This is a genomic window from Castellaniella sp. (genome assembly GCF_041675725.1).
In the GTDB taxonomy this organism is placed as follows: domain Bacteria; phylum Pseudomonadota; class Gammaproteobacteria; order Burkholderiales; family Burkholderiaceae_B; genus Castellaniella.
In genome coordinates this window covers 16,252-34,734 of record NZ_JBAYTI010000018.1, presented here as the reverse complement: position 1 = coordinate 34,734, position 18,483 = coordinate 16,252, and the positions used below count along the sequence as shown (strand labels likewise).

17 protein-coding genes are annotated in these 18,483 nt (G+C 59.6%); 16 read left to right on the top strand and 1 reads right to left on the bottom strand.

Going from position 1 to position 18,483, the window contains the following annotated elements; genetic code table 11:
- Position 1: 1 nt before the first annotated feature.
- The 16 genes from WCZ84_RS05470 (at position 2) to WCZ84_RS05395 (ending at position 17,050) form a co-directional block, all read left to right on the top strand.
- The gene (locus WCZ84_RS05470) at positions 2–1,066 is read left to right on the top strand and encodes a branched-chain amino acid ABC transporter permease (protein ID WP_372685249.1); all 1,065 of its coding nucleotides are present in this window, start codon (positions 2–4) and stop codon (positions 1,064–1,066) included.
- Positions 1,063–1,812, top strand: a complete 750-nt coding sequence (locus WCZ84_RS05465) for an ABC transporter ATP-binding protein (protein WP_372685248.1) — start codon at positions 1,063–1,065, stop codon at positions 1,810–1,812. Before WCZ84_RS05470 ends, WCZ84_RS05465 begins: the two co-directional genes overlap by 4 nt.
- Positions 1,809–2,525, top strand: a complete 717-nt coding sequence (locus tag WCZ84_RS05460; protein ID WP_372685247.1) for an ABC transporter ATP-binding protein — start codon at positions 1,809–1,811, stop codon at positions 2,523–2,525. The genes WCZ84_RS05465 and WCZ84_RS05460 overlap by 4 nt, the downstream gene beginning before the upstream one ends.
- Positions 2,526–2,577: 52 nt before the next feature.
- A complete protein-coding gene (locus tag WCZ84_RS05455) occupies positions 2,578–3,756 on the top strand; it encodes an acyl-CoA dehydrogenase family protein (protein ID WP_372685246.1) in 1,179 nt (392 codons plus the stop codon).
- The gene (locus WCZ84_RS05450; protein WP_372685245.1) at positions 3,728–4,552 is read left to right on the top strand and encodes an enoyl-CoA hydratase/isomerase family protein; all 825 of its coding nucleotides are present in this window, start codon (positions 3,728–3,730) and stop codon (positions 4,550–4,552) included. Before WCZ84_RS05455 ends, WCZ84_RS05450 begins: the two co-directional genes overlap by 29 nt.
- A 24-nt stretch (positions 4,553–4,576) precedes the next feature.
- Positions 4,577–5,452 (top strand): SDR family oxidoreductase, encoded by an 876-nt coding sequence (locus tag WCZ84_RS05445; protein ID WP_372685244.1) that lies wholly within the window; start codon positions 4,577–4,579, stop codon positions 5,450–5,452.
- Between the two features lie 225 nt (positions 5,453–5,677).
- Positions 5,678–7,324, top strand: coding sequence for an AMP-binding protein (locus WCZ84_RS05440; protein WP_372685243.1), 1,647 nt, complete (start codon positions 5,678–5,680; stop codon positions 7,322–7,324).
- Positions 7,325–7,327: 3 nt separating this feature from the next.
- Positions 7,328–8,575 (top strand): CaiB/BaiF CoA transferase family protein, encoded by a 1,248-nt coding sequence (locus WCZ84_RS05435; protein ID WP_372685242.1) that lies wholly within the window; start codon positions 7,328–7,330, stop codon positions 8,573–8,575.
- 55 nt (positions 8,576–8,630) lie between these two features.
- Complete coding sequence (locus tag WCZ84_RS05430) at positions 8,631–9,371, top strand: SDR family NAD(P)-dependent oxidoreductase (RefSeq protein ID WP_372685241.1); 741 nt, start codon at positions 8,631–8,633, stop codon at positions 9,369–9,371.
- On the top strand, positions 9,346–10,545 hold the full coding sequence (locus tag WCZ84_RS05425; protein WP_372685266.1) for an acyl-CoA dehydrogenase family protein: 1,200 nt from the start codon (positions 9,346–9,348) through the stop codon (positions 10,543–10,545). Before WCZ84_RS05430 ends, WCZ84_RS05425 begins: the two co-directional genes overlap by 26 nt.
- 49 nt (positions 10,546–10,594) lie before the next feature.
- On the top strand, positions 10,595–11,806 hold the full coding sequence (locus tag WCZ84_RS05420; protein ID WP_372685240.1) for an acetyl-CoA C-acetyltransferase: 1,212 nt from the start codon (positions 10,595–10,597) through the stop codon (positions 11,804–11,806).
- A 34-nt stretch (positions 11,807–11,840) separates the two neighbouring features.
- A complete protein-coding gene (locus WCZ84_RS05415) occupies positions 11,841–13,538 on the top strand; it encodes an acyl-CoA dehydrogenase family protein (RefSeq protein ID WP_372685239.1) in 1,698 nt (565 codons plus the stop codon).
- A 73-nt stretch (positions 13,539–13,611) separates the two neighbouring features.
- Positions 13,612–14,559: a LysR family transcriptional regulator gene (locus WCZ84_RS05410; RefSeq protein WP_372685238.1), complete on the top strand. Its 948-nt coding sequence runs from the start codon at positions 13,612–13,614 to the stop codon at positions 14,557–14,559.
- A 91-nt stretch (positions 14,560–14,650) separates the two neighbouring features.
- Positions 14,651–15,334 carry a DNA-3-methyladenine glycosylase I gene (locus tag WCZ84_RS05405; RefSeq protein WP_372685237.1) on the top strand — a complete coding sequence of 228 codons (684 nt, stop codon included), beginning with the start codon at positions 14,651–14,653 and terminating at the stop codon, positions 15,332–15,334.
- 98 nt (positions 15,335–15,432) lie between these two features.
- A complete protein-coding gene (locus tag WCZ84_RS05400; protein ID WP_372685236.1) occupies positions 15,433–16,218 on the top strand; it encodes a 2-keto-4-pentenoate hydratase in 786 nt (261 codons plus the stop codon).
- Between the two features lie 43 nt (positions 16,219–16,261).
- Positions 16,262–17,050, top strand: coding sequence for an SDR family oxidoreductase (locus tag WCZ84_RS05395; RefSeq protein WP_372685235.1), 789 nt, complete (start codon positions 16,262–16,264; stop codon positions 17,048–17,050).
- A 6-nt stretch (positions 17,051–17,056) separates the two neighbouring features.
- Here the strand turns inward: WCZ84_RS05395 and WCZ84_RS05390 are convergent, their stop codons facing one another.
- Positions 17,057–18,481: an FAD-binding oxidoreductase gene (locus tag WCZ84_RS05390; protein WP_372685234.1), complete on the bottom strand. Its 1,425-nt coding sequence runs from the start codon at positions 18,479–18,481 to the stop codon at positions 17,057–17,059.
- Positions 18,482–18,483 lie beyond the last annotated feature (2 nt).

The following is an 18,483-nucleotide window of genomic DNA, read 5'->3' as shown; positions in this document are numbered from 1 at the left end:
AATGATGACGCGACAAGCAATGTTTGATTGGGCGATTGGCGCTGCGGTGATCGTCGCCATGGCCATATTCGGTTTATATAATGAGTCCGGGCCCGTACGGGATGGCATCATTCGGTTCTGCGCCATCGGGCTGTACGCGATGTCGCTGAACGTACTGGTCGGCTATACCGGGATGCTGTCATTTGGCCATGCCATGTTCTTCAGCCTGGGCGCCTATGCCTTTTGCCTGCTGCTGCAAACGGGGGTCGTGGGGATTCCGTCGGCGTTCGTTCTGACGGTGGTGATCGCTGCTCTTCTTTCTACCCTGGTCGGCCTCGTGTGTGTCAGGCTGACGCGGTTGTTCTTCGCGTTCATTACACTCGCGATCGGCATGCTCTTTTATTCGACCATCGTCGCATGGGCCAGCTTGACCGGCGGCGAACAGGGCTTGACCGGCGGTATTCCAAAAGATCCTTTTTTTGGAATCGACCTGGGTGATCCGTTCCACTATCTGATGGTCAATGTGCTTCTGTTCGTGGTCAGCATATTGATTCTCCGAAGAATTCTCAGTTCTCCATTTGGGGCGGCCTTGCGGATGGTGCGCGATAACCCCAATCGGTGCATCTTTCTGGGAATCAATATTTTTCGGGTGCGCCTTACCGCATTCATCATTGCCGGTGTCTATGCGAGCCTGGGCGGCGTTTTGATGGCGCTGTACGTATCGGGCGCCTATCCGAACTTCGCCTATTGGACGATGTCGGGCGATGGGCTGTTCATGATCATGTTGGGCGGGGTGAATGTGTTCCTGGGGCCTGCGGTCGGCGCGGGTATTCTGCTGGCTCTGGAAACGGTCACCAAGACCTATACCAGTCATCACGGGTTCGTCCTGGGCGTGGTGATCCTTGTGACGGCCATGGGCCTGAAGCGCGGCCTGCTGGAGTACGTGCTCGAAAAGCTCGGCGCCATTCGGGGCGGGCAGGGTGGCGCGTTGGATGGCAAGGCTTCCATGCCGGCGCACGCGGTCGAGGTCGGGCATGAGGCAACTGAATCCGTTTCACTGGCGCGAACGGGAAGAGAGCAAGAATGAATGGGGTTATGTCGATTCGGGGATTGAGCAAGAAGTTTGGAAACTTGCAGGTCATCCATGATGTCAATCTGGACTTCACCCGGGGCGCTTTATCTGCGGTGATAGGGCCTAATGGTGCGGGCAAAACGACCTTGTTCAATTTGATGACGGGTCAGATCCGGCCCACCGCCGGCAGTATCAAGCTCGATGGCGTCGAGATCACCGGGATGGATCCCAGTGGGATCGTCAGGCAGGGGGTGGCGCGGGCGTTTCAAGTCGCCAGCCTGTTTCCGTCTTTTACGGTGGCTGAAGCGATGGTGGCCGCCGTGATGTCGCACAGAAATACCTTGCTGAATCTTTGGGGCGATTTTCCGGACCAGGAGGCTTTGGATCGGGCAAGGGAGATTCTGCGCGACATCGGCGCCAGTGGTATCGAAAGGCAGCAATGCAGCGCCTTGTCTCATGGCGACAAGAAGATTCTCGACATCGCCCTTGCGCTGGCCATGGAACCCGAAGTGCTTCTGCTCGATGAGCCGACATCGGGGATGGGCCGCGAAGAGAGCCGATTGATGATCGACCGTATTCATCACTTGTGGGAAGAGAAACAGCTGACATTGATTTTCATCGAACATGATATGGAAATCGTCTTCGGCATTGCGCAGTATGTTTACGTATTGCGTTACGGTTCGCTGCTGGCGAGCGGTACGCCCGAGGAGATCAAGCACGATCCCAAGGTCATCGAGGCGTATTTAGGGGGCGAAGAATGAGCGAACAGACCCTTCTGGCCGTTCAGGGTTTGACGGCATTCTATGGCACCAGCCAGGCATTGTTCGGTCTCGACGTGACGATAAAGGCCGGCCAGATCATGGCTCTGATAGGCCGCAACGGCGCGGGGAAAAGCACCACGTTGCGCACCATCATGGGCATACTGCCGGCCCGGGACGGCACACTCAAGCTGCGCGGCCAGTCCATCAAGGGATTGGCGCCGTATCGGATCTCGCGGATCGGGCTGGGCTATGTGCCCGAGGATCGTCAGATATTTCCCGCCCACACCATTCTTGAAAATCTCGAACTCGGCATCAAGCCAGGGCGTCCCGATCTACCCGAATGGACGCTTCAGCGGATTTACGAGATGTTTCCCATCCTGTACGAGCGCCGCCATGGTCCGGCGGGCTATCTGTCCGGAGGCGAGCAGCAGATGCTGTCCATTGCACGCACGCTCATGGGAAACCCAGAGGTTCTGCTTCTGGACGAGCCCTCCGAAGGGTTGGCGCCATTGATCGTCAATCACATTGCCGAGGTCATCATGAGTTTCCGCGAGGCTGGGCTGACGGTTCTGCTGTCCGAGCAAAACATGCACTTCTGCCTGCGTGTCGCGACGGATGTCACCGTCATCAGCAAGGGGCAGGCGGTATACACGGGAACCGTCGACGAATTCCGTGTCAATGAAGACGTGAAAACGCGTTATCTAACCGTATAGCGTATAGCGAGGATGGGTCCAGGGTATGGATGGTACGGAGGGAACGGGTTCCATGACGTTGTCATTTGAGATGAGCGCTGAGCAGGTGCTGCTGGTGGATGCGGCCCGCCGCATCGGCCAGTCGTATGGCCTGGACTACTGGCACGGGCTCGATCAGGAGCAGGTGCCGCCCCTCGAATACTGGCAGGCGATTTGCGATGCCGGGCTTGCCGGCGTTGCATTGCCGGAATCGTCGGGGGGCGCCGGGCTGGGGATGCTCGAGCTGGTATTGATCATCGAAGCGCTATGCGAGACAGGTGCCGGCATCGCGCTTGCGCAGATGTTCATGATGAACGCGGCCCTTGGAGGCCAGGCGATTGCGCAATACGGTTCTGATGACATGCGGCGCGAATTGCTGCCAAAATTGCTGAACGGCGCCGAGATCATGAGTTTCGCGATGACGGAACCCAGTGCCGGCAGTAACGCTCTGGACATCCGGACGTACGCTCGGGCACACGAGTCGGGCTGGTTGCTTCGGGGTCAAAAAGTATGGATTACGCTGGCCAGTGAAGCGCGTTGGATGCTTGTGATCGCGCGTACGACACCCGTCGACCAGGTTGCAAGGAAAACGGACGGGCTGAGCATGTTTCTGCTCGATGGTCAGCGCGAAGGGATCCGCCGGCAAAAAATCAGCAAAACGGGGACGCGGCCGCTGCCGGCCTATGAGGTGTTCTTTGACGACGTCGTCGTGCGGCATGACGAATTGATCGGCACGCTCGATGGCGCCTGGCCCGAGCTGACTGCCATACTCAATGGCGAACGCATGGTGACCGCGGCCGGGCTCGTCGGGACGGGTCGCATCGCCGTCAAGCTGGCCTGCGATTATGCCACCGAAAGAAAGGTGTACAAAAACACCCCCATCGCCAGCTATCAGGCGATCCAGTTTCCGTTGGCCCAGGCGCATGCGCAGTTGGAAGCGGCACGCTGGATGAATCGCCAGGCGGCATGGCTGATGGATCGGCAGCGGCCGTTCGCCAGCGCCGCCAACGTGGCCAAACTGCTTGCGGCCGATGCGGCCTGTTTTGCGACAGACCGCGCCGTGCAGACGCTGGGGGGCATGGGTTTTGCCAGCGAATTCCATGTCGAACGGCTATGGCGCGACGCGCGGCTGTTTGCGGTGGCGCCGATACCCCAGGAAATGATCCTGAACTTCATCGCTGTTCATGATTTGGGGCTACCCCGTTCATATTAATTCAATGAGGACCAAGGGATCATCCATGGCTATCGAACTGACTCGTTTGGGAGAGTGTGCCGTCATCACCATCCAGCGCAAAGAGGCGTTGAATGCCTTGAATTATGGCATGCTGCGTTCCATCAATCAGATGCTCGACGACGTGCAGGCATCGGACGCGCGTTGCCTGATATTTTATGGCGCCGGTGGGAAAGCGTTTTGTGCCGGTGCCGACATAAGCGAACTGCTGGATCGAACCGTGCCCGAAGAATATGCGGGTACGCGACTCGGCCAGAGCGTGTTCAGCCGGATCGAAAGCTTTATGCTGCCCAGCATCGCCGTGGTCGATGGCTACGCACTCGGCGGCGGCTGCGAGCTTGCGCTGGCTTGCACTTTTCGGTTGGGGACGGCCAATGCGCGTTTCGGGCTGCCGGAAGTCAAGTTGGGCTTGGTGCCCGGTTACGGGGGTACGCAGCGGTTGCCGCGCTTGATCGGCGTGGGCGCCGCGCTGGAAATGCTGATGACGGGGCGTTTCGTGGCCGCAGAAGAAGCGCTGCGCATCGGGCTGCTGCACAAGCTGATCGACGCCGACGATCCGTTGCAGCATGCCGTCGCATTTGCGCGAACCTTCAATCATCATAGTTTGCTGACTTTGCGTTTGGTGCGTGATGCGGCGTTGCGCGGCACGGCTGTTCCGCTGCACGAGGGCCTTTCCATCGAGGCCGATTTGTCCACGGTATCCATGCGTAGTGAAGACGGACAAGAGGGTATTCAGGCGTTTTTGGCGAAACGGACCCCGCAGTTTCGTGATCGCTGAGCTTTTTTGTAGGAGTAAATAGAGATGACGGACAAGAACCAGAACCCGACGAAACAGGTAGAAAGTAGGGAAACGGTCTTCTGTGATGGATTGTTCAAGGACAAGGTCGTACTGATATCGGGTGGTGCGACCGGTTTGGGCAAGCATGCAGCAGAGCAATTTGCGCGGCTGGGCGCTACACTCGTAATCTGCGGTCGCGACGCGGATCGGCTGAATGCCGCTGCGGAAGCGTTGCGGAAACACGGTACCCGGGTCATCGCGCAGCCCATGACGATACGCGATCCGGATCAGGTCAGTGAGCTCATGGATGTCACATGGCGCGAATTCGGTCGGCTGGATGTATTGATCAACAATGCGGGGGGTCAATTTGCGAGTCCCGCACTGGATATCAAACCAAAGGGCTGGAACGCCGTCATCGACACCAACCTGAATGGCACGTGGTACATGATGCAAGCCGCGGCGCAGCGCTGGAAAGAACACCAGCAGCCAGGAAACATCATCAACGTGGTCGTGGTCATCTGGCGCGGGCTGCCGATGGTGGCCCATACCTGTGCGGCCCGAGCGGGTGTCATCTTCTTGTCCAAGACGGTTTCAGTCGAGTGGGCACCCTACAACATCCGGGTGAATTGCCTGGCCCCGGGAACGATCAAGACAGACGCCTTCGGTTATTACAACGAGGCGGGCCAGGCAAGTTTCGAACAGGCCAATCCAATGAAACATGCGGGAACGCCCACTGATATCACAGAGGGCATTACCTACCTGGCGTCGGATGCCAGCAAATACATCACCGGCGAAGTGCTGAATATCGATGGCGGGCAGCAGAACTGGGGCGACCCCTGGTTTGGCGGCCGGCCTGAATACTTCGAGCTGGATTATGCAAGTGCCCGCCGCGTCGAGTAGGGCGCCAGCGATGAAGATCGGCTTGACGGGTGTGGATCGCCGGCACCGGATCCGTCGCCGGATTGGATATGGCCGGGTCTCCTGAGACACCTGGCGCACAGGTATACCAGACGAGGAATTACTTTGGAATCCCTATGATGCGCCAGGTGCGGATGGCGTCTTTCCCCGGCCGTCCGCAAGGGGCCAATCATAGAAAAAATCCAATCTAATATAGGACATAGCAACATGACGCAGAAAGATGAAGGTCAAGATACCAAGGTCAATGACGACGTGGCGCGCCATTATCGTAGTGAAGGCTGGTGGGCCGATCAGACCATTCTGGACTATTTCGATCGTGCGACAGCGGCCAAGCCCGATGCCGTGGCTTTGGTTTCGCCGGGAATGCCAGACTTGACATTTTCCGAATTAGATAGGAAATCACGTGCGGTGGCCAGGAACCTGGTTGCGTTCGGCTTGCGGGCGGGGGATGTGGTTTCTGTGCAATTGCCCAATTGGCAGGAATTCGTCATCACTCATATTGCACTGACCCGTGTGGGAGCGATCATCAACCCGCTGTTGCCGATCTATCGCCGCCATGAGTTGAGTTACATATTGGGGTTTGCCCATTCGGTGCTCGCCATCATTCCGAACCATTACAGGGGCTGGGATTATCCGGCCATGTACCGCGAGCTGAGAGCCGAGTTGCCCGACTTGCGTGACGTGTTCGTGGTCAGCGAGACGGCGCCCGAAGGCATGCGTTCATTTCGAGAGCTGCTTCGGGACAATGATCATCCGCTGCCGCCGATCGAGCATGACGCGGATGCGGTGTCGACCATTATTTTTACGTCCGGGACAGAGTCCAGTCCGAAAGGGGTCGTGCACAGCCACAATACGATGTTGTATGGCAATCGCGCCATGGCCCAACTGCTCAGTTTGACGGATCGGGACGTGGTCTGGGCGCCGTCGCCCATCGCGCACGGCACCGGGTTTTTATGGGGCATGCGCCAGGCGCTCATGCTGGGTGCGAAACTGGTGCTGCAGGATATCTGGGATCCTGAAGAGGCCTTGCGTCTCATAGAAGCAGAACGCTGTACGTTCACGCTCTCAGCGACGCCATTCGTTTCGATGATGCTGAACTCGCCCTCGGCGGGGAAGCGCGACACGTCGTCACTGAAGATTTTCGCCAGTGCCGGGGCGCCGATTCCGCGCAGCCTGGGGTTGCAGGCCCAGGAGACCCTCGGGTGTCTGTTGATTGGCATGTGGGGCATGACGGAATGCTTCGTGGGCAGTGCATCCAAGCCCGACGATCCACAAGAAAAGCTTTGGGGCACAGATGGGTGCGCCATGCCTGGCTGTGAGCTGGCGGTGTTCGACGACACGCGTACGCGGATACTGCCTCCGGGAGAGGTCGGCGAGTTGGCCACCCGGGGGCCGCATACCGCCTTGGGTTACTTCAATGATCCGGAACGGACGCGCCAGACATTTTTGCAGGATGGCTGGCTGTTCAGCAATGACTTGGCCGTCATGGACGTCGATGGATACATACGGATCGTGGGGCGCAAGAAAGACATCATCAACAGGGGCGGCTTGAAGGTCAGTGCCCGCGAGCTCGAAGAACTGTTGTTGCAGCATGCCAAAGTCAGGGATGTGGCGGTGGTGTCCGTGCCCGATGCGCGACTCGGTGAAAAGAGCTGTGCTTTTGTGATACCCAGCGGCAACGGCGAACCCACGTTGCCCGAGCTGGTCGGTTTTCTCGAATCCATGAATGTCGCCAAATATAAGCTTCCAGAGTATCTGTCCATCGTGGACAGCATGCCCATGACGCCGAGCGGCAAGGTCCAGAAGTTCAAGCTGCGTGAAGGTTTCATCAATGAAAAGAAATTTGTGGGATAGAAAATGAGCCAGGTGCAAGACCCATTGCCACTCGACTTTCTGCCTCGGCGTGCGCAGGGCGGCAGGCTGGATCTGCTGCAAGGCGTCCGCGTATTGGACCTGACGACGTCGCTCGCGGGGCCCTATGGCACCATGCTGCTGGCCGATTTCGGGGCCGAGGTGATCAAGGTCGAACGGCCCGGCAGAGGCGATGATTCACGGCATTGGAAACCGCCGACCCATGCGGGTCATGCATTGTGGTACTTGAGCGTGAACCGGAACAAGCGCAGCGTCACGTTGGATATCGCCCAAGAGGCCGGCTATGGGGTTTTGTGCCAGCTGATCAGGCAGTGCGATGTGCTCGTGACGAACCAATTGCCTGCGGTGCTGCGCAAGCTGCGCATCGATTATGAGACGGTACGGGCGGTGCGGCCGGACCTCATCTATGTATCGTTGACCGGTTTTGGCCTGTCCGGCGCGCGTCAGGATGATCCGTGTTACGACCTGATCGCCGAAGGGTATAGCGGCGTGATGGATCTGACCGGCGAGGCCGACGATGCGCCGCAAAAGGTGGGCACGCCGGCCGCCGATCTACTTGCAGGCGCGGATGCCGCCATGGGCTGCATGGCCGCCTTGATGGGGCGGGCGCGCACCGGCGCCGGGCAGTTGGTCGAAATATCGCTGGTGGACAGCATGACGCGTTTTCTGACCCCCAGGATCGTCAGCTATCTGGGCAGTGGGATCGTGCCGCGCCGCTCGGGTGCCAAGGACAGCGTGATCGCCGTCTATCAGGTATTTTCTACGGCCGATGAGCCCATGACGCTGGCATTGGCCAATGACGCAATATGGCAGCGCTTCTGTCAAGCCGTGCAACGCCCCGACTGGGCTCGGGATGCGACCCTGCAGAGCAATGGCGGGCGCGTGGCGCAGCGGGCCGAGCTGGTGCAGCAAATACAGGCCCTGTTATCCACCCAGACACGGGGCCATTGGCTCCGGTTATTTGGAGAGCACAGGGTGCCGGCGGGTCCCATCAACCGGGTCGATCAGATCGCGCGCGATCCCGAGCTGCTCGATCGTGGCTTGTTCTATGCGATGGATGCGGGGGCGGACGCCATTCCCCAGGTGGGGCTGGGCATCCGTTTCGACGGCGAGGCGCCGGGGTTCGATCGCGTTCCCCCCGAGCTGGGTGCGGATACCGAGGCTGTCTTGCGCGAGGTCATCGGCATGGAAACCCCGGACGTGGATGCGCTAAGGCGCAAGGGGGTGATCTAGTGCGGGCGTCGATCGGAAAATGCAAGGCCAACACGTTGCGGTCAGGGGGATAGGCATGTCCAGGAACGCCATAGTCGTCACCGGTGCGAGCCGCGGGATCGGAGCGGGCATTGCCGCCGAGCTCCTGCGACGGGGGCATCACGTCGCATGCCTGTCACGCAGCGGGGGTATGCCGAGCGCATCCGATGCCGCGGATTGGCGTGATCGTGTTCTATGCCTGTCCTGCGATGTGTCCAATGAAAAGGATTTGCAGTCTGCTTTCCACGACTCAGCAGATTGGGCGGGCGGCATCAAAGGGCTCGTCAATAATGCCGGCGTGCATGGCAGCGGGCCATCCCGGGCCTTTTCGAGCCAGGAATTCGAACGGATCATGCGCATCAATGTGAATGCGGTTTTCGTGGCGGCCCGCGAAGTCTACCCCTATCTGATACAAAACGATCAGAGCCTGATCGTCAATATCGGTTCATTTTTTGCCCGAATGGGGGCGAAATACAACGTCGCATACAGCGCTTCCAAGGCGGCGGTCGAGGCAATGACGCGCTGCCTGGCAGCCGAGTGGGGCTCAAAGGGCATCGGTTTGCTGACGGTGGCGCCCGGCTATATAGAAACGGAAATGAACCGTGCGTTTCTTAGTGATGAGTCGAATGCTGCAAAAGTGATCTCGAGGACGCCCGTTGGGCGCGTGGGCATGGTCAATGAAGTGGCGCGCTTGATAGCAGCGCTTTATGGTGAAAGGATTGCTTTCCTGACAGGCGAAACGATTGTCGTTGATGGTGGGCGTTCAATGTCTTTATGAGGTGAATATGAATGTACTGGAACGGCTTGATGCCTCCATCGAATTTCCGGAACACGAGCGCTTGCTCATCGACAGTGTGCACGAGCTGGCCACTCGCCGAATTGCTCCCCGGGCTGCAGACCTGGATGAAAGTGCCCGTTTTCCTTGGGAAAACATCAAGGACATCAACGAACTGGGGTTGAATTCGATGTTCGTGCCGCAGGCGTATGGGGGCACGGAGCTTTCCTATTCGGCCTACTTGGCATGCTGTCATGAGATCAGCAAGGCGTGCGCATCGACTGGCATCATCTGGGCCACGAATTTTCACGGAACGGGCCCTATTGTCGATTTTGCCGACGAAGCGCAAAAAAGAAGCTGGTTGCCCCGCATTGCCGATGGCGCCTTGGTGGCGTTGGCCCTGACCGAGCCGGATGCGGGATCGGATGCGACCGGGATGAAAACCACCTTTTCCCCGGACGGTGACGCCATCGTCATAAATGGCTCCAAGACTTTCATCACCAATGGGGATGTCTGCGATTATCTTGTATTGTTCGGCAAATGGGGGCCCCTGGGAACCGGCAAGGACGCGATATCCATCGTCGTCGTCGAAAAGGGTACGCCAGGCTTCCAGGTCGTACGCACTGAAAACAAGATGGGCATGCGGGCGTCCAGTACGGCGACTTTGTCTTTTGAAAATTGCCGCGTGCCGCGCAGCAATTTGCTGCGAAGCCCGGGGGATGGGTTGGCGATGTTGTTCCATTTTCTCAACCGGTCTCGCCCCAGTGTGGCTGCGCACGCGTTGGGGATCGCCCGCGCCGCATTCGACGACGCTGTGAAATATGTCAATGAACGCAAGCAGTCAGGCCGCAAGATCATAGAAAATCAAGGGATTCAATTCATGATCGCCGACATGGCGACAGACCTGGCATTCTGTGAACGGTGGCTATGGCATGTCGCCCAAAGAATTGAAGCCGGTGTGGATAATATCGGCCAAGAGTCATCCATGCTCAAGATGCGTGCTTCCGATCTGGCCATGCGCATCACGACGGATGCGGTCCAGCTGTTTGGCGGCTATGGGTATATCAAGGATTTTCGGGTCGAGCGCCTGATGCGTGATGCCAAGATTACCCAGATATGGGAAGGGACGAATCAGATCCACCGTCAGCTGATTGGCCGGAGTTTCCTGAGCAGATGAATCGCCATATATATGGAAAAAATAGCGCCCTTCCAGATAGGAGAAAAGAATGAGAGATGCTGTAATATGCGAACCGATCCGTACCGCCGTTGGCAAGTACGGTGGGGTTTTTAAGAGTGTGACTGCCTCGCAATTGGCGGAAACGATATTGCGGGGGCTGGTGAAGCGCACTGAGCTCGACCCGGCGCACGTCGATGACGTGGTATTTGGCCAATGCTACCCAAATGGCGAGGCGCCGGCGATGGGTCGGATCGCGGCATTGGACGCGGGCTTTGGCGTAGAGGTCCCCGGGCTCCAGCTCGACAGGCGCTGCGGTTCTGGTTTGCAGGCCGTCATAGATGCCGCGATGCGTGTTCAGACGGGGGCGTGCGATCTCGTGGTCGCCGGCGGCGTAGAAAGCATGAGCCAGGCCGAGCATTACGTACTGGGGGCCCGCTTTGGTTTACGGGGCGACTACAGCCCTTTTTGGGATCGAATTGCGCGGGGCCGAATCACTTCGGGCGGCCGGTTCCACCCCGTCGCCGGGGGCATGCTGGAGACGGCGGAAAACCTGCGCCAGGCGTTCAGCATCTCGCGCGAGGCACAGGACACATTAGCCTACGTATCTCATTCGAGGGCGGTTGCCGCGCAGGCGCAAGGCCTCTTCAAGGACGAGATCGTCCCCGTCCTGGTGAAGACGCGCCGGGGCGAGGTGCTGATCGACCAGGATGAGCATCCAAGGCCGGATACCACCATGGAATCCCTGGCCGCGCTCAAACCGGTGCGTGCCGCGTCTGATCCCTTGTCCACCGTTACGGCGGGTAACGCCAGCGGGCAGAACGATGGCGCCGCGGCCTGTATCGTAACGACCATGCAGAAGGCCGAGCAGTTGGGGCTGCGTCCGCTGGCCCGGCTGGTCAGCTGGGCCGCTGCTGGCGTAGCGCCCGAGCGCATGGGCATGGGCCCGGTGCCAGCCACCCAAAAGGCGTTGGGCCGCGCGGATCTCAGCCTGAAGGATATCGATCTCATCGAAATCAACGAAGCGTTTGCCGCGCAGGTTCTCGCGTGCACGGCGGCCATGAATCTGCACGACGATGATTTCGAGCGGCTGAACGTGCACGGATCGGGCATTTCCCTGGGGCATCCGGTGGGCGCAACCGGCGCGCGGATATTGGCCACCATGCTGCGCGAAATGGAGAGACGCCAGGCTCGCTATGGGCTGGAAACCATGTGTATTGGCGGTGGGCAGGGGTTGGCGGCCATATTTGAACGGATCCCTTGAATTTTCTGGGTGATGACGACTTGGGATTTTGCATATGAAGAACACGTCCAGTACAGAGTCTGATGATGTTCATGCGCTCGCCCGGTGGCTGGTGGCGCGTGTGTCCGATTATTTTGAAACAGCGGTGGACCACACGGCGTTGCAGTGTTCGCAAGGGGGCCGCCTGGATGGGCGGCGCCTGGACGCCCATCAGTGGGTTTGCTATGAACTCGCGCTCATTTGCGCAGATTTGTTTTCAGCGAAGACGATCGTGGACTCGCTGCCTGCGGCCTCGTCGCTCGACGAGCGGCTGGGGCTCGCCTACGTCAGCAGCACGGTGGGTCAATTGTTGGCCCGCTTGAAGAACCTGTATCTGGACCTGGGCATCGATACGGCTTCGTTGCAGCTGTTTATGGTCAGTGACGAAATTTCCCGCTTGTACAGACAGGCTGGGCATTCGACCATCCTGGCCCAGCTGGGCAGTCTGGTTGCGGACCATGAGCCGGATCTGGCGGCTGTCGAGCTGGACGAAATGGCAGCCATGGCCCGGGATGCTTTTTCTCGTTTCGCCACGGACAGGGTGGCGCCACTTGCTGAAGAGATCCATCGAGAGGATCGCCTGGTTCCAGAGCCGCTGCTCGAGCAGATGAGCGAGATGGGTGTATTTGGCTTGGCCATACCCGAGCAATATGGCGGCAGCGATTCGACGGGCAGTGGCAACGTGCTGGCCATGATCGCAGTGACCGAAGCGTTGTCGGAAGCCTCGTTGGGGGCTGCCGGCAGCCTGATGACCCGGCCGGAAATTCTGGTTCGCGCGCTGATGGCGGGGGGGACTCAGGCTCAGAAAGACCTTTGGCTTCCCCGCATTGCCAGTGGCAATCCGTTGTGTGCCGTCGCCATTACCGAACCGGATTATGGCTCGGACGTCGCCAGCCTGGCACTCAAAGGCACGCGCGTGCCGGGCGGCTGGTTGTTGAACGGTGCAAAGACATGGTGCACGTTCGCCGGGAAGGCCGGGGTCATCATGGTGGTGGCCCGTACCGACCCGGACCGGTCTCTGGGTTACCGGGGCCTGAGCGTGTTTCTTGTAGAAAAGCCCAGTTTCGACGGCTACGATTTCAGCTTCCGGCAGGACGGCGGCGGCCAGCTGGATGGCCGTGCGATCTCTACCATCGGTTACCGGGGCATGCATTCGTTCGATCTGTCGTTTCAGGATTTTTATGTACCGGACAGTCATGTCGTCGGTGGCGAGGACGGGCTCGGCAATGGCTTTTATTACACCATGGCAGGGATGGTAGGCGGTCGTGTGCAGACTGCGGCACGGGCGCTGGGGGTCATGCGGGCTGCCCTGAAAGAGGCGATTCGATACAGCAAGGATCGCGTCGTGTTTGGAGCACCCCTGATCCAGTACCCGCTGACGGCCGTCAAACTGGCCCACATGGCTTGCAGGTTTCTTGCATGCCGTGAACTGACGTACGCCGTCGCCCGTCAAGTGAATGGCGGAGGCGGGCGCATGGAAGCCAGCCTGGCGAAATTACTGGCGTGCCGCAGCGCAGAAATCGTGACTCGCGAAGCGCTCCAGTTGCATGGCGGGATGGGGTATGCCGAGGAAACACCCGTCAGCCGGTATTTTGTGGATGCGCGCGTCCTGTCCATTTTTGAAGGGGCCGAAGAGACGTTGGCGCTCAAGGTGATTGCGCGCAATGTGCTGGAAGATGCGCTGGCGCGCAAGACAGGCACCCATCATGCGTGAGCGCCCGGCGGGTGGGCTGATCCTCGGGGCAGTGGCTTGATGGGTTTTTTGACGGTTTATTTCGGTGACATTCATGCAAGAACAGCCAGCTTCCTTTGTCGCATACTTTGATCTTGTAGACTTGCGCCTGTTCGTGCGTATTTCTGAAGAGTTGAGTTTGACCCAGGGTGCGGAAAAGGCTTTCATGTCGGTATCGGCGGCGAGCCAGCGTATCAAGAACCTGGAAGAAACCTTTGGTACCAAATTATTGGTTCGGTCCAACCGGGGGATGAGCCTCACCGAGGCGGGCGACGTATTCCTGAATCATGCCCGCAATATGCTCTCGCAAATCACCCGCTTGCAGGGCGACCTGCAAGAATACTCATTGGGCATGCGCGGCCATATCCGGTTGTTTGCAAACACTTCGGCCACGTCGGAGTGGCTGCCAAGGGTTCTGGGAAAATTCATCAGCGAACACGAAACGATTTCTGTTCATCTGCAAGAGCGCCTGAGCCCGGAGGTGGCACGCGCCGTCCATGAGGGCGTGGCGGATGTCGGCATACTGGCCGGCACGATACCCATCCATGGGTTGGAAAGCGTACCGTATCGCAAGGATGGGCTGGTGGTTGCCGTCCCCATGCATCATCCGCTTGCAGCCGAGCGTTTCATACGGTTTGCCGATACCCTTGAATATGATTTCGTGGGTCTGGGCGCGCATAGCGCGATTCATACGTTACTGTACAACGAGACCACCCGCCTGGGCCGATCCATGCGGGTGCGCATACAGGTGGCAAGTTTCGATACCATGTGCCGCCTGATCGAGGAAAACGTCGGCATTGGCATATTGCCGGAATCCGCGGCCAGCCGGATGATGCACCTGAACCGGATACACATCATAAATTTGCTGGACGAATGGGCCGAGCGCGAATTGCGCATCTGTGCGCGCAAGTTCGATGAGCTGCCCGTGTATACCCATGAGTTCATCGATTTCATATTGAAGACCCCCTCGCCAACCCAGTATGAACCGGCATCCATGAATTGAAACGTTCGTCTGGTGCGCTCGTGCCCTGTGGCCGCCTGCGGTACCATGCGAGACAAGGATCGATGTTTTTGATTTCATGGGCAGTGAAAAGATGGACTTGACCTACCCGTGGCTTTACGGCACCGTACGCCGGCGCTTTGACTCTGATGAGGCCATGGAAGCCTTTCTGCCGCAGGCGCTGGCACATGATGCCCTAGTGCGCAAGGGCGATGACCGGTATTTGTCTGCCATGACGCAGCGCGTGTTCCAGGCGGGTATGCAGCACTCGGTGGTGGATGCCAAATGGCCGGCCTTCGAAGAGGCCTTCTCCGGCTTCGTGCCGGCCGCCATGGCGTTGCTCGACGAGGCAGACCTCCAGCGCGCCATGCAGGACACACGCATCATTCGTCACCTCGAGAAATTGCGGACCATTCCCCGGAATGCACGATTCATCCTGGATACCTGCCAGGCGCACGGCGAGGGCTTCGGCTCGTTCGTCGCCAGTTGGCCCCCCTCCGACATCATCGGCCTGTGGGGCGTACTGGCCAAGCGCGGTGCGCGCCTGGGCGGGCGCTCGGGGGCCGGGTTTCTGCGTCTGGCCGGCAAGGATACGTTCCTGCTCACCAGTCACGTGGTTGCACGCCTGGTGGCTGCGGGCGTCATTGCCCGCGAACCCTCCAGCCGGCGCGACCTGCAGGCGGTGCAGGCAGTGTTCAATGATCTGCAGCAGAGTTCAGGCAGGCCGCTGTGTCAGCTGTCGGCCATGCTCGCCCTCAGTATCCATCCTGCGTTCTAGGCTGGTTCATGGGGCGGGGCACAGATCGTTTATGATGTCGGGTCATGCCTATCGGGTGTGCCTGTACGGGTTGATATGTTGTTCGCATTGGAGAAAAGATGGGAAAAGCGCGTGCTGCTGCCGAACAGTTGGTTTTTGAAAATCGGCAAAAAGTCCGTTTTCATTCTTTATGTGCAGAGTTCGGCATTCATGACCTGAGTGCCGCCTATGCGGTACAGGATGAGTTCGTCAAGATCCTGCAATCCGAGGGCGAGGTGCCGGTTGGCTACAAGATCGGGCTGACGTCGGGCGCGATGCAGGAAATGACGGGCATCCCACATCCCATCTCCGGCGTCGTGCACGCGAGCATGGTGCATTCGTCTCCCGCCACGCTTCATTTGGCCGATTACGGACGCCTGGGGCTTGAGCTCGAAATTGCCGCCCGGTTTGGCAAGACCATCCAGCCGCGCAGTGTGCCGCTGTCCATGTCCGAGATCGTAGATGCGGTCGAGGCCGTGTGCGTATCCATCGAAATCATCGATGATCGCAATGCCGATTATTCTACGCCGCTCGATCTGCTGACCCTGGTGGCAGAAAATTCCTGGAACCATGGCATCGTCACAAGCGAATTCATTTCAGACTGGCCGGATCTGGCGGCCTGCACCGGGCGCATTTATCGTAATGGCGTACTCGAGAGCGAAGGCAGCGGAAAAGACGTACTGGGTCATCCGTTACAGCCGTTGATCTGGCTGGGCGAACACCTGTCCAGGCGCTCAGAGCCGTTGACGGCGGGGACGGTGGTGACGACGGGCAATTTCGTGCGAACGGTCTTTGCCGAGGCGCCTTGTGTATTCCGGTTCGACATCAGTGGCGTGGGGTCGGTCACGATCAACGTGGAAAACTGACTCGCTGTCGGCTTGGGCATAACCCCTTCTGGTGAGAGGAAAAATGGATTTTGGTATTGCAGGCAAACGGGCGTTGGTTTGTGGGTCCAGCAGAGGGCTTGGGTTCGGCTGTGCCCAGGCGCTGGTCGCTGAAGGGGTGCATGTGACGCTGGTGGCGCGTACCCCCCAGGACCTGCAGCGTGCAGCCCGTGTATTGGAAGACTCGAACCCGGCGGTCGAAATCCACGCCGTCGCGGCGGACATCGTCACCCCGGAAGGGCGGGACAATGTCTTCCAGCGCACCGGCACCGATTACGATATTCTGGTCACCAATGCCGGTGGCCCCCCACCAGGCGATTTTCGTGACTGGGGGACGGCAGAGTGGCAGGCGGCTTTGCAGGCCAACATGCTCACGCCGATCGAGCTCATCAAGACGGTGGTCGATGGCATGGCCGGGCGCGGGTTTGGGCGCATCGTCAATATCACGTCGGTCGCCGTCAAGGCGCCCCTGGCACAGCTGGGGCTAAGCAACGGTGCGCGCAGTGGGCTGACGGGTTTCATCGCCGGGCTGGCTCGCAGCGGTCTCGCTGAAAAGGGCGTCACGATCAATAATCTGCTGCCCGGCTTTTTTGCCACCGATCGCCTGAATGCCACGTTTGCCGCAGAAGCCGAGGCAAAACAGGTCGATGTGGAGGCCGTCAAGAACGCCCGCCTGAGCAGCATTCCAGCACGGCGCTTCGGGAACGCCAAAGAGTTCGGCGAAGTGTGTGCGTTCCTGTGCAGCCAGCGGGCGGCCTATCTCACCGGCCAGAATATTCTGCTCGATGGCGGGGCCTACCCAGGCACCTTCTGATCTGCCTCAGACGATGACGCCGGGGTTCATCAGGCCCTTGGGGTCGAACAAGGTCTTGATGCCGCGCATCAGTTCCAGGTCCGTCGGATTCAGCCAGGCGTGCAATTCTGCACGCCTCAGGCGGCCAATGCCGTGCTCCGCGCTGATGGAGCCACCCAGCGAGACGGCGACTTCGCTGATGGTGTGGTTGATGCGGGCAGCGACCTGTTCAAGGTCCTTGACCTCCGCGCTGTCGCGGGGCAGGATCACCTCGGCGTGGATGTTGCCATCGCCCGCATGGCCGACGAAAATCAGCCGGGCAATGGGGAAGCGCTCGGCCATTTGCTGCTCCACCTCGCGCACAAAGTCCGGGATCCTGGATACGGGTACGGAGGTATCATGCGAGAGCGAGCGGCCAGCACGGTGATTGGCCTCGGTCACTGAATGGCGGATTTCCCAGATCTGTCGGGCCTGGGCCTGGCTGGTCGCCAGAATGCCTTCTGTGATGACGCCCTGTTCCATTGCGTCGTATAGCAGGGTGGCCAGTTCGTCATCCAGCGAGGCAGCGGGATCGGGATCCGTGAGTTCGACGATGGCCGTCCAGGGATGGCGTGCAGACAGCGGATCATCCGGTTTCCTGGGCAGGGCCATGACCAGCTCGTACTGGGCGGCTGAAAGCAGCTCGAAGTTCGTCAGGCGATGGCCGGCGCGGCCCTGGATGTCGTGCAGCAGTTGCAAGGCGGCGTCGATGTCGTTCAGGCCGGCCAGGCCGACGGCTTCGGATCTGGGCTTGGCAAACAGCTGGAGCACGGCTCCGGTAATGACCCCCAATGTGCCCTCGGAACCGATGAACAGGTGCTTCAGCGCATAGCCGGTGTTGTCCTTGCGCAAGGCCCTCATGGCGTCGATGACGCGCCCATCGGGCAAGACCGCCTCGATGCCCAGGACGAGGTCGCGCATCGGGCCGTAGCGCAGGACGGCCGTGCCGCCCGCATTTGTGGCGATGTTGCCGCCGATCTGGCAGCTTCCTTCACTGCCCAGGGACATGGGGAACAGGCGATCGGCCGCCGCTGCGGCGGCCTGGATGGCAGCCAGCACACAGCCGGCATCGACGGCCATGGTGTTGTTGAGCGGGTCGACGCTGCGTATTTTGTTCATCCGCCCCAGGGCCAGAACAATGGCGTCCGTGTCTGTTACCGGCGTGGCGCCGCCACACAGCCCCGTGTTGCCCCCCTGGGGCACGACGGCGATACCGGCTTCGTAGCATAGCGCCAGTACCCGGGAGACTTCCGCGGTATTGGCCGGTCTGACCACGCACAGCGCATGGCCCTGATACCGGCGTTCCTCGTCCACCAGATAAGGTTCGACGTCGCTGGCATGGGTGATGACGTGTGCGTCCCCAACGGCGGCCTTCAGTTGCAGTAAAAAATCGTCCAGCAGGTTTTTGTCCATGT